General features: G+C 40.1%; 10 protein-coding genes and 1 pseudogene. 8 read left to right on the forward strand and 3 right to left on the reverse strand.

Annotated features, from left to right (window positions below; genetic code table 11):
* Nucleotide 1 precedes the first annotated feature (1 nt).
* Nucleotides 2-346, reverse strand: coding sequence for a helix-turn-helix domain-containing protein (locus AC58P7_RS02470; protein WP_497339820.1), 345 nt, complete (start codon nucleotides 344-346; stop codon nucleotides 2-4).
* 146 nt (nucleotides 347-492) lie between these two features.
* Between AC58P7_RS02470 and AC58P7_RS02475 the strand changes: the two genes are divergently transcribed.
* The 7 genes and pseudogenes from AC58P7_RS02475 to AC58P7_RS02505 all read left to right on the forward strand — a co-directional run bounded on the left by AC58P7_RS02475 (nucleotide 493) and on the right by AC58P7_RS02505 (nucleotide 6,464).
* A complete protein-coding gene (locus AC58P7_RS02475; RefSeq protein WP_497339821.1) occupies nucleotides 493-825 on the forward strand; it encodes a hypothetical protein in 333 nt (110 codons plus the stop codon).
* Nucleotides 825-2,540: a TniQ family protein gene (locus tag AC58P7_RS02480; RefSeq protein ID WP_497339822.1), complete on the forward strand. Its 1,716-nt coding sequence runs from the start codon at nucleotides 825-827 to the stop codon at nucleotides 2,538-2,540. The genes AC58P7_RS02475 and AC58P7_RS02480 overlap by 1 nt, the downstream gene beginning before the upstream one ends.
* A gap of 155 nt (nucleotides 2,541-2,695) precedes the next feature.
* Nucleotides 2,696-3,133 (forward strand): annotated as a pseudogene (locus AC58P7_RS02485) (ABC transporter ATP-binding protein); the annotation flags it as partial.
* A gap of 745 nt (nucleotides 3,134-3,878) precedes the next feature.
* Nucleotides 3,879-4,229, forward strand: coding sequence for a hypothetical protein (locus AC58P7_RS02490; protein WP_497339823.1), 351 nt, complete (start codon nucleotides 3,879-3,881; stop codon nucleotides 4,227-4,229).
* Nucleotides 4,230-4,241: 12 nt separating this feature from the next.
* Entirely contained in the window at nucleotides 4,242-5,480 is a 1,239-nt protein-coding gene (locus AC58P7_RS02495; protein ID WP_497339824.1) for a competence protein CoiA family protein, read from the forward strand.
* Nucleotides 5,481-5,496: 16 nt separating this feature from the next.
* Nucleotides 5,497-5,886: a hypothetical protein gene (locus tag AC58P7_RS02500; protein ID WP_497339825.1), complete on the forward strand. Its 390-nt coding sequence runs from the start codon at nucleotides 5,497-5,499 to the stop codon at nucleotides 5,884-5,886.
* A 431-nt stretch (nucleotides 5,887-6,317) separates the two neighbouring features.
* On the forward strand, nucleotides 6,318-6,464 hold the full coding sequence (locus tag AC58P7_RS02505) for a helix-turn-helix domain-containing protein (RefSeq protein WP_497339950.1): 147 nt from the start codon (nucleotides 6,318-6,320) through the stop codon (nucleotides 6,462-6,464).
* A 203-nt stretch (nucleotides 6,465-6,667) separates the two neighbouring features.
* Here the strand turns inward: AC58P7_RS02505 and AC58P7_RS02510 are convergent, their stop codons facing one another.
* Both AC58P7_RS02510 and AC58P7_RS02515 read right to left on the reverse strand, forming a co-directional pair.
* Nucleotides 6,668-6,994 carry a helix-turn-helix domain-containing protein gene (locus tag AC58P7_RS02510; protein WP_497339951.1) on the reverse strand — a complete coding sequence of 109 codons (327 nt, stop codon included), beginning with the start codon at nucleotides 6,992-6,994 and terminating at the stop codon, nucleotides 6,668-6,670.
* A gap of 464 nt (nucleotides 6,995-7,458) precedes the next feature.
* Nucleotides 7,459-7,740, reverse strand: a complete 282-nt coding sequence (locus tag AC58P7_RS02515; protein ID WP_497339826.1) for a cupin domain-containing protein — start codon at nucleotides 7,738-7,740, stop codon at nucleotides 7,459-7,461.
* Between the two features lie 911 nt (nucleotides 7,741-8,651).
* Here AC58P7_RS02515 and AC58P7_RS02520 point away from each other — a divergent pair.
* Nucleotides 8,652-11,480 (forward strand): family 78 glycoside hydrolase catalytic domain, encoded by a 2,829-nt coding sequence (locus AC58P7_RS02520; RefSeq protein ID WP_497339827.1) that lies wholly within the window; start codon nucleotides 8,652-8,654, stop codon nucleotides 11,478-11,480.
* Nucleotides 11,481-11,658 lie beyond the last annotated feature (178 nt).

Raw genomic sequence — 11,658 nt, forward strand, 5'->3', positions numbered from 1 at the left:
CTTATATTTTTTCTTCAAACATGTTGTACACAAAATCTTTTATTTTTTTTACATCTCGAGTAGGAAGTTTAATTAGTGCTTCCATAATTTTTTCGATGTCTGACGATTTTTTATCTACAAAAGAATTTATTTTGGTGTATTCAAACAAGTCATAAACTCCAACTTCTAGAGCACTTGCAATTTTAATTAAATTAGCAAGTGTGACATTTTTTTGTGCACGTTCTAGGCCACCAATGTAAGTGTAATGAAAACCGGAAATCTCGGCTAAATATTCTTGAGAGTATCCTTTTGCTTTTCTTAAATCTCGAATACGTTTTCCCAGTAGTACCTGTTCTCGATCTGTCATTGTCTACACCTCATAAAAAGTGTAGACAACATATGAAAAGAAAAACATGTTCGTAAAAATAACATTATTTATAAAATGTTATGTATACGTATCAAATCTATGAATAATGGAAACTCTATTATTAATAGATTCATAGGAGGAATCATATGGAGACATATAAGGATGATATTATTGGCTTGTTCATACCGGCGTTCTCAGAAGTAACACAGGAAGGTATTAAATACAAAGATAAGTATTATTCCTGTCATTGGGCAGTTCGAAATCAATGGTTTCTATCTTCATCCAATGCAAGAATGCTAAAGGTTTTCGTGGATACAGATAACGATGACTATCTTTTAATCACATTGGAGAATGGTTGTTTAGAAATTGCACTTCAAATACAACATAATAAAGTAAATACGGAGAAGTTAGAGGACTATTATCAATTACTAAATAATATTAAAAAGAAAATTAAAGAACGTAAGCGGAAGAGATATTAATGAATTGGATTTCACTTTTGCCAAGACGTCCAAAACATTTTAATGATGAAAGTTTATCCGGTTTTTTATTTCGTTTATTTAAAGCAAATTCTTTCATGCCTAATGCAAATTATTTAAGGGATTGTGGACTAACTTACGGGCAACTTCTAAACAATGAAGTTCAGGAACAAGTCTTATTAAAAGTTTGCCCATGGATTCTGTTTGGGGAAAATAACTTATTAAACAATACTAATCGTATTTTAAGTGCTCTTAACCATTCTTGGTCCAATAAGTTAATACAAAAAAATAATCTCAAATATTGTCCGTTATGTATTCAGGAAAGTTTTTATCATCGCTTAGAGTGGTGTATCTTACCATTGCGAATGTGTACTAAACATTTCGTGTTTTTTCAGGAAGGATGCAATAGTTGCAGTCAGCCCTTAGATCTTTTTGATTTTATTGAGAAGCGTTGTAAATGTTGTTTAACGCGACTTAATCAGTTCAGTATAGAACAGATTCATTGTGATAACTTTTCATACTCTCAATTAAAGCTTGTAAATTGCTTAATTAATAAAGAAAAGTCAGCTATTTTTGAACTGAAAGCCAATGACTATGTAGAATTAATATTCGCCAGCTTCATGTTCTTAGACGGATTAACTGATTTAACGGGTTTTTGTCATGAGAAATTGGAAATATTCCATAATAGTAAAAGTAGGACAAAAAACAGTTTGAAACATGCCATAGCCTTTTCGAATGCCGACTGGATGTATGCGAAGTTCCCAAATCATTTTTTTCATGTGCTTGATTTATTTTTAGCAAAAAATAATGGTATGAAAAGATACGGCGCATTTCAGAACTTTGATAAACTAGTAAAACGTGATTGTTACTCTGAAATAAGAGAGGCATTTCATCTTTACTGCATTCAGAAGTTGGAAATAGGTGTAATTAGACGAGATTTTGGAGTGTTTAAGGAGGAGCCGGAGTTACTTCAGAAACGAAAAGTAATTCGCCGCGAGGAGGTTAAGATTGAAAAAGGGGTTACTTACGGGAAATTGTTTCGAATAACGAAGAACAACTTGGTTCAAATGAATCAGAGTACGAAGAATGAGTATTTTATTGATCAGACTACCCTCAATTTGTACCTAAAGGAAGAGAAGAGATGGATAACAAAAAAAGAAGCCGCGTTTATCCTTGGTATACATGTTGCTTCTATAGAAAGTCTCATTCGAGCTAATCTGTTTCAAGTGAGTTTGAACTACTCGGGGAAATCAAAAAGGTTAAATCTGGATGACGTTAACAACCTGGTTATACGGTGCAGAGGGCAATTAGTTAGGAGTATTCCTCCTAATTGTATTAGTTTTCATGATGCTCTAATTAAGTACACAATATTTAACTTATCAATCTTATCACTTATACAATTGATATTATCTGGTGTACTAACGCCTGTTCGTAAAAACTCTGAGGCGACACTTCGTGACTTATATCTTGAAAACGATATGCTTCATAAATGTTTGATTGATCTTAAAACAAGAAGTCTAAATGAGCGGGGATATTTTTTTTCTGATTTACTTAAAGCATTTAAAATTGGAGAGAAACGACTCCATCGTTTACTCGAGGAACATAACATACAGCCGGATATTATAAGTCACTATAAGGATGGGAGGACTAGATTCTTATACAAAGAAACGACTAAATTGAGAATTGAAGAGACCCTACAGGCAAAGAGTCTCTACTGACGAAGCTAATGATAATGGCGGACATATAAATCCTCTCCAAAACCGTGTAGGTGGAGAGGAAGCATATTACTAAAAGATTGTTGGGAATGCTTTGTATTTCTTTAGTTTAGCGTTATTTGTCATTTTATTTTTCGCGAAATAGTCAGCAACACTCACAATTGGCTGAGATCCGGAATCGAAAGATCGGGTTTGTCTTCCAAAACTTCAACCTGTTGCCGAGATTAAACGCTTATGAAAACGTGGAATTACCATTGATCTATCGTGGATTAACGAGAAAACAACGGGAGCTGCTTGTCTTGCAAGCGCTGGAAGCGGTTGATTTGCTGGATCGAAGGAAGCACTTTCCTTCGGAGCTTTCAGGTGGGCAGCAGCAACGTGTGGCGATTGCGCGAACGTTGGCAGGCGATCCGTCGATTATCTTGGCGGATGAGCCTACGGGGGCGCTGGATTCAAAGACTGGTGCGGAGATCATGGATATTTTCAGGCGGTTGAATGAGCAGGGGCGGACGATTATTGTGATTACGCATGATCGGCAGGTTGCGGAGCAGGCAAAGCGGGTTGTTAGGTTCCGGGATGGGCGACTGGTGCATTGAGTACGGAATGTATTAGTGAAATTTAAACATCAGAATTGATTACACTGTAAACCCGTTCAAATTGCGCGGGTTTATTCTTGATGTATAAATGTATCATACGAAAAAGTCAGGTAAAAATCGTGTGATGATGATCTTCATTAATCAAGGAAAATAAAGATTGCTGATGATCTAGGAAAATAAAGATCGTTAGTAGAAAATAAAGTCCATTAGCGGAAAATAGAGTTCGTTAGTGGATGTTCACTTTTGTGAACATCCATTTTTTATTACTCGGGGTTCGTTGATTTATGAGGGATATAGCGGAACGGATAGTGATTGTATCGGTTTTGTTCTCCCTCAACAATAGGACAGTTTACTGCAGCATGAATCATTGGATTCGAATTACTACTAAGTCTCATTTGAACTATTTATCGGAATTCTTCCAAGTAGAACTGAAAATTATTCATGATAAATATGGCCTATTGCAAAGGCTTATAAACCGCAGGAAATTTATGGACTCACAAAACAGGTATTGATTGTACATCCTCGACCAAGAGGTCCGTTGGCAGCAGCAGGAGAAGAAGAGGGGAATGAGCTTGTTGCCATATCGTAACTAATTCATGAAATTTCTCCTGACTGTGCATCGAAGGCTACGGGTCCCGCTTATTTTAAAAAAATTAGATTAATGTCTATCATAGGTTGTACTGGACATTGAAAATGATTTATAGTAAATTCGGATTATAAATCCGTGAAAAGAAGGACTGATAGAATGGTACGCCCAAAAAAGGAAAATCCCACACCCAAAATCGATATGAGAATTTACCTCCCTCAGCTGCTCTCTGACAATTTGCAGAGCATTGGTGATTATTTAGGAGTACCGAAAAACGGTGCTGCACTTCTCGCAATGCACCAATGGACAAAAGCGTTCATTGAAAGCGGATGGAATGAAACACAGGATCTATCTGATGACGGCAAAACGATATTTGTTACACGAAAAAATGTGATTACAGGGGAAGAGTTCACAACTTTTATCGACAAACCGGACAAATTTGATCGTGAAGAACTTTCTCAAATGGCCCAGCTGCTACTAAAACATGTTGAAATAGATGTTGAAGAATAAGGGGATGCCAGAATGGAATATGCCAAGTATGAGGGTAAAGATCTAACGATTTTTAACTTCCTAGTTCAACATCAAGATATTGGAGAAAGAAAGGCGCTTGAAAAATTAAAGCGCTATGGAGAGAAAAGTGTCCTATTTTGCCCGTTTTGCGATGAAAATATGATACTCCGCGCTGGTGAAAAGAACGAAGTTCACTTTGCACATAGGAAGGGCCGTTCTTGTGCAATTGCTTCATCATATGATACATATACCGAACAAACCCAAAGAGAAAACAAAAAGCATTCCGTCATACGTGACTTGATTTACGACGAGCTGAAAAGCCAGGAAAAGATTAAAAAAGAACTGCGTGTCGATTATGGGTATATCGCTAAGGCCGATGAGCAATGGAAAATCGTACCTGATATTTGTTTGCAAACCGGCAGCCGCGAAATCGCTATTAACATCATTACAAATGTTCATGATATTGGAGATCGAAAAACGGTCAGACAATTCACAAAAAGGGATCAATTCTTTCGTGAAAAAGGGTTGGATGTGATTTGGTTTGTGGAGGAACGCGAACTCGCCGATGATATGGAAAATCGGGTTATCCACCTATGGGAGGCTGAATATAACCTCGCCATTAAAACCGAACAAGATGAGGTTTGGGATGCCCTGCTTCACGAGTTGGATGCCGAAGACTCAAATCACCGCGTGTATGAAGTGATGGGATATAAGGCTAGAAAGGATTTAACCCTTGATGTTCGAAGTCTATATTACGTCCACTCGCTCCAGGATGAAATTCAATTTTCAGCGCATCGCATCGTGTTGGATGAAAAGTCATCACCCTTCCGTTCCTTTGCTGTAAATAGTGGATACCGAATCAGTCTCTCAACTGCGCTTACTGTCTCTGATACAATTCAGCTTAGTCGCCTAGAACAAGATGATCTAGATCGAGACTTATTCCGGGATGAGTACTATCGCCTTCAAGAAGAATTGTACATAGTACATGAACATGTAGAACCTCAGCCAATAGAAGAAGTCTTTGTAGCTGAACCCATCACAAACATCGATCCACTTGAACTCGTTCTAAAGTTGCAGAGCCTTACGATTAATGAAGTAGAAGCTTACCAGCTCTATATATTCACTAAAAAGAATAAGGCCGATTTAGCTGATTACGGCTTAAGCTTTTCGGCTATTAAACAGCTGGCTAAACGTGCTCTTGGCAGTATTGGAAATGTGAAAATACGCAAATGGCTAGTTGAAATTGAATAGAGGTGGTTTGAATTATATGAGATTCGATGATGTTAGCCCTGAAGAATTTGTATTTATGTCAGCCTTTCGAATTAAAGTCAAAGATTATCTAGTTATCGAGTTTAATTTAACTGAAGAGAAAGCAGTAGAAGCCATTTACAATTACAGAAATGTTTTTCCAAAACTTGATCAAAAAACTGAAGTACAATATATTGCATTGAAGATTTATTTGAACCCTGATATTGATGGTGCTGATATCACAGAAGAATACTTAGATGTTATGAAATCGGTTTATACTCAAATTTCTGAATCAAAGAAAATACCAGATGCAAGAAACAAGCCAACTGAGATATGTATGAATTGTAAAATGCCCAAGTACTTAAACGAAACATGCACATTCTGTGGTTCAAAAAAAGAACTCAAGTAAGTAGCTAGAGAGAATAGTTTAGGTCGAATTCGGCCTGCTAAAATTTAAGCGCGCGTTCATATATTAAATATGCTGATTAAATCATTTAAGCTTTAAATCGTTTATTTTGATAAAGATAGGAGAATAAATCAAAATGGAAAATATTCTTGTGAGTTGTAATTCAGATTGTCACCGTTTGTAATATAGTTTGTCATCGATTTGGAACGTTGATTTGTCACAACTATGTCAGTCCTGATGTGGCTCAAAGCCTTGATACATCAGGATTTTTCGTATTTTATAAGTTTGATTTTTTTTGGAGAAATTTAAAAAAGGCTAAAAAATATTTTTAAAAAACGTCTTAAAATTTTCTGTAGTAATTTCTGTCATAATCCGTATCGATTTAGAGGGATTTCTTTGAAAGTTATTGGGGAAAATGTAAGAAGACTAAGGAAATACATAACCTTAATCAAATTGAATTTGCAAAGTTAATAGGAGTATCACAGGGGAGTTTGAGTGATATAGAATCTGGAAAATGTAATCCTTCTGTAGAAACTGTCGTTTCTATACATCTGAAATTTGGGTGTTCTATGGAGTGGTAATTAAACACTGAGAGTCAAAATATATCAAATCATGTAATATCTAAATTTGAACTTAGGACTCTAGAAAAAGAGATAATTAGTGCCTTTAGAGAATTGGATACCAACAATCAAATGGAAGCTTTTGAAATAGTAAAACTTAAAATTAAGAGCAACAAAACTTGAGTCTAATGTATCGGATTGAATGCGTATTTAGTGTTTTTCCATCATTCTTGTGCAAGATCGAGGCCACTAGGCAGATGAATCAGCAGATGGATCTGAACTTCATCCCCACCCGCATGTCCGGATCTGTGAGAGGCCCATGCAATTGTGCATGGGCCTACTCGATTATGTCTAATTCTGTTGTTTCTCCGGTACTCCTTTGGCGTTATTCCGTAACGCTTCTGAAAATGCTCGTAGAAGGAATTCATATTGGTAAACCCCACATCCTTAGCGACTTTCGCGATCGGTAACGTCGTGTTTTCCAGTGTAGCACACGCCCGTTTAACCTTAATGTCCTGCACGATTTTGATGAAGGAAGGATAGGCCGGTATGTGTTTTTAGCAATCGACTTAAGTAGTTGGGATGAAAACTGAAATAATCGGCAACGGAATGCAAGGTTATCGTCTGATAATGTTGTTCTATAAATAGCAAAATATAGGTAACGATAATTTTGTGCATATTTGGGCTTTCTTGTACATCAGAGCTCTTGTTATATAAGCGTAGCAGCTCCGAAAAGAAGATAACGATATAACTATAATAATTTCATCGGAACAAAGACTCGGATCGAAATATTCGCATAATATCTCGTTCATGACATGTCGAATTCGCATATTGGATGCGGAGTGAAACACAATGAATTGGTTATATTCCTTGCTCTTATAAACTGCGTTGATAATAAATTGAGAGAGTAGATTGTTCCTGGAGAGCCGGCTTAACAGATCGGTATCGAAATAGCTCTTTCTCATCAAGCAGTTGATGATGATATCGTTCTCGCCAGCCGGTTGAATTGAATGTATCACGTTGGCCGTTGGTATCCAGGATACAGAGTTCTCCCTCCTGCAGGGGTGACTTGGTTTCCATTAATGGTTTGTTCGCAATGTCCGGCATAGACATATTTAATTTCTAGAAAATCGTGCTTATGCTCAGGAGCTAACATATATCTGGGATGCTTCATGAATGCGATTCTCTGCTCAGGCTTCAAGAAAGAATTCTCAGTAATTTGTCCAGGCGAAGACTGCGCAATGTGAATACGCGGAACAATTGGGTTCTTATAAGCTTCCACTTCAATATCATTCATCGCATATAAAATATTGCTACAATCCTTTCAAATCGCATCAACTCATCTTCCTTTCACGAAATGTTCGAAGGTTTCGATTTTTATATTATGACATAAATGATGAGGTTTGAAAATGATATAAAATATTGAGTGATTATGTTATTTCTAACTATGTAAAAATCGAATATTATAAATATATAAGCGGTTACAACATTATTGTTTAAATATTTGAATTTGTTAATGTTGTTAACTGTTCCAATACAACAAGATTTGGGTATGAATGGTTCATTGGAGCTATTACGACAGGTAATCAATTCTCATCGGTTCCAGCCATGAAAATCCAAATGCCATTGGCAGATTAGTCAGCAGTATAGTTTTATGGGATTTTAGGTGACGTTTGTTCCAATGATGCTGATTGTCGTTCTTCCTGAGTCCGCACAAATATCCTGCGTGAACATGGGGATTCATAACCAGGTTCCTAATGGAATCGCTTACGCTTTCCAAACGTTACGGCGATTTACTTGATTCAGAAGTTTGATGTGCCTAGGTTACTGGTCTGGTTTCTTTGAACACCCTAATTTAAACACTGTGTTAGTCGTATTCGAAGTGCTCGAGGTATCCTTTCTGAATTACTCCGCATAAGGTGGATTCGGCTAAACACTTCGGTATCGTGAATACCACAGGTAATTTGCCCAATTCGATTGTGTCGTCCTTCTCGAATATGTTGCTTACTTTAAGCGGGTTCCTCTTTTCTTTGGAATACTTGCAGTAGTCGGAATATTAAGTGCTGTAGCTGAAGCGCTTATTCCTGAAATGAAGGCGAAAGTGGAACAGAAAGCATTCGTTCGGTTGTAGGCATGTAGGAAAAGGAAAGTCCTTTGGCGCCCTGATGCCCTTCTTTATTAATTTGAAAAAGCGGAGTGATATTGAACATGAGTATACATTTGAATGTTAAGGATTTGAAGGTTGAGGCTATGTCCAATCCGATTGGAATGGATATTCCGGCACCCAATCTGAGCTGGAAAATCATTTCCTCCAAGCGTGGAGTCGTCCAAGCCGATTATCAGATTCTGGTGGCAGAGAACGAAGCGGATTTGGATAGTCAAGCCAATCTCGTGTGGGATTCGGGGAAAGTCAAGTCAGATGAATCCATTCACGTGAATTATAAGGGGAAGGAGCTGCAGTCCCGCAGGACCTATGTATGGAAAGTGAAGGTCTGGGATCAGTTCGGCCAAGAGTCATCATGGAGCGATAGCGCACGTTGGGAAATGGGGCTGCTTCAGGAAGAGGACTGGTCGGCAAAGTGGATAGAACCGGAGCAGGAGCCGGTTGTGATGGAAGATAAAATCTTGTTGTTCGAGATGTTCATGGGAAAATATAACCATGATCCTGCTGTAATCGATCGCCTGCACCCGCCGCAGCTCATCCGTAAATCGTTCCGAGTCGGAATGGATATCAGCCGTGCAAGGATATATGCCACCGCTCACGGTGTGTATGCTCTAGAAGTGAATGGCGTTCGGGTAGGTGATCAAGAGCTGGCTCCGGAAGCTACTTCGTATGGGAAGTATTTGCAGTACCAGACGTATGACATTACTCACCTTCTTACAACAGGTGTCAATGTGGCGGGAGCCGTTATCGCGGAAGGATGGTATGCAGGACGTGTCAGTTTAACGGGCGACAGCGGCCAATATGGAACTCAATTGGGATTATTATTACAGCTGGAGGTGGAATACAAAGACGGGAGCAGAGAGGTGATCGGCTCGGACGAATCTTTCCTATCCACAACAGGTCCGTGGAAATACTCGGATCTCTTTATCGGAGAGAAATACGATGCTCGTCTGGAGAAAAGAGGGTTCAGCACGGCTGACTACGATGCCTCAGACTGGCAGCCTGTACGTGAAGCCGATTATGGGTTCGGTAATTTGGTAGCTGCCTATGGAGATCCGGTACGCGTCGTTATGGAGCTGCCTGCCAGGTCTGTCCTTCAGACGCCTAAAGGGGAAACCGTCATCGATTTTGGCCAGGTTATTGCTGGGCGGGTTCGCATGCAGGTTACCGGCGAAGCTGGAACCGAAATTGTAATGGAGCATGCCGAAACACTAGATCAAGAGGGGAATTTTCTTTTCAATATCATGGGCAGACACAAGGGACAGAAAGATGTTTATATCCTCTGCGGCAGCGAAGAAGAGGTTTATGAGCCGCTGTTCACCTTTCATGGGTTCCGGTACGTGAAGGTAACGGGATATCCTGGCGATGTATCGGCGGAAGCTTTTACGGCGGTCGTGCTTTCATCGGATTTGAAGCAGACCGGCTCGTTCGAATGCTCTGATCCGAGAATCAATCGGCTGCAGGAGAACATCGTCTGGAGCCAGAGAGGCAATATGCTTTCCATTCCGACGGATTGTCCGCAGCGGGAGAGACTGGGCTATACAGGAGATATTCAGGTTTTCACCCCGACTGCTGCCCTTAATATGGATATGCAGGCATTCCTGAAAAGGTGGCTTCGTAACCTAGCACTTGAACAAACGGAAGACGGACAAGTGCCAAATACGGTGCCATGGCATCGCAGCGATCGTGAGCGGGATGAGCAGAGTGGGAACATTTCTTCTGCGGGCTGGGGTGACGCTGCAGTAATCGTACCTTGGGTCTTATACCAGGCATATGGAGACAAAAGCATACTTGAGGAATGCTATGCGTCAATGTCGAGATGGACGGCCTACATTGAGAGGACGGCATCCGGTAGCATGCCGGAAGAGGTTAAGGGCACCACAGATGCGGACAAACTTCAAAGGCAGCAATACTTGTGGAATACCGGCTTTCATTTTGGCGATTGGTTGACACCCAGCCTCACGATCAGTCTGGACGGCCGAAGTGTGAACATGATTAACAGCGCAATCCTCACGAAGGAATTAGTGGCTACTTGCTTCTACGCTTATACCACGGATCTGATGGCGAAGGCCGCAGGCGCTATAGGATATGAAGACGAGGCGGAACGGTACAGCGAATTGAATGAGAAGATCCGGAAAGCATTTGCCGACGAATATTTGCAGGATGACGGTAAGCTGAAAGTACATTTACAAGGGATTTACGTCCTGGCGCTGCAGCATCGGATGGTTCCGGATGCCCGGAGAGGTGAGGTTCTCGAACATCTCATCCAACTAATCGAGCAGAACGGCTACAAGCTGGATACCGGATTTATGTCTATTCCATTTCTTATGGACGTGCTTTGCGATCATGACCGCCAGGATATTGCATACAAGCTGCTTTATCAGACAGAATGCCCATCCTGGCTCTACGAGGTGGAGAAGGGGGCAACAACCATATGGGAAACCTGGAATGCGATAATGCCGGATGGAACCGTCCTCCCCGTTTCCCAGAACCACTATGCCTTCGGCTGTGTCGGAAGCTGGCTCTATACGCATATTACCGGCATCAAGCAAACCAAGCCCGGTTATAAGTCCTTCGTCATTCGCCCCAACCCGGATTGCGGACTCGAATGGGCGCAAGCATCGTATGATTCCGTCTATGGGACGATATCCTCGGAATGGAAACGGAACGGCAAGGAATTAATCTGTAGTATTCAGGTTCCGGTTAATACCACTGCGGATATCTATCTGCCGGGTGCTGTGTTGGAACGAGTGATAGAGTCCGGTACTGTAGTCAATGGAAATGCGGATTTCCATATTGTATCTAGTGGGAAGGATTTGTGTATACAAGTAGGCAGCGGCAGTTACACGTTCCAATATATACGTAATGATTAAGTGGGATATCCAATGAATCTTGCGTACTTGCATCCAGCTGATCAGATTATTGCTTCTGATCGAGAGAATTCACCGGAATGACATGACAATAACCTCTGGCGTATTGAGTAGTTACAAGTCATTCTAAAAGATGATTGGTTTCTTCTAACGTGATATATCATAATCATGCATCTCTGAG

The sequence above is a fragment of the Paenibacillus sp. J22FR5 genome (assembly GCF_059691975.1).

What these genes read in the sequence shown, in the direction of transcription:
- AC58P7_RS02470 (WP_497339820.1), bottom strand. Translation starts at nt 346, where the DNA reads ATGACAGATCGAGAACAGGTACTACTGGGAAAACGTATTCGAGATTTA.
- AC58P7_RS02475 (WP_497339821.1), top strand. Translation starts at nt 493, where the DNA reads ATGGAGACATATAAGGATGATATTATTGGCTTGTTCATACCGGCGTTC.
- AC58P7_RS02480 (WP_497339822.1), top strand. Translation starts at nt 825, where the DNA reads ATGAATTGGATTTCACTTTTGCCAAGACGTCCAAAACATTTTAATGAT.
- AC58P7_RS02490 (WP_497339823.1), top strand. Translation starts at nt 3,879, where the DNA reads ATGGTACGCCCAAAAAAGGAAAATCCCACACCCAAAATCGATATGAGA.
- AC58P7_RS02495 (WP_497339824.1), top strand. Translation starts at nt 4,242, where the DNA reads ATGGAATATGCCAAGTATGAGGGTAAAGATCTAACGATTTTTAACTTC.
- AC58P7_RS02500 (WP_497339825.1), top strand. Translation starts at nt 5,497, where the DNA reads ATGAGATTCGATGATGTTAGCCCTGAAGAATTTGTATTTATGTCAGCC.
- AC58P7_RS02515 (WP_497339826.1), bottom strand. Translation starts at nt 7,740, where the DNA reads ATGAATGATATTGAAGTGGAAGCTTATAAGAACCCAATTGTTCCGCGT.
- AC58P7_RS02520 (WP_497339827.1), top strand. Translation starts at nt 8,652, where the DNA reads ATGAGTATACATTTGAATGTTAAGGATTTGAAGGTTGAGGCTATGTCC.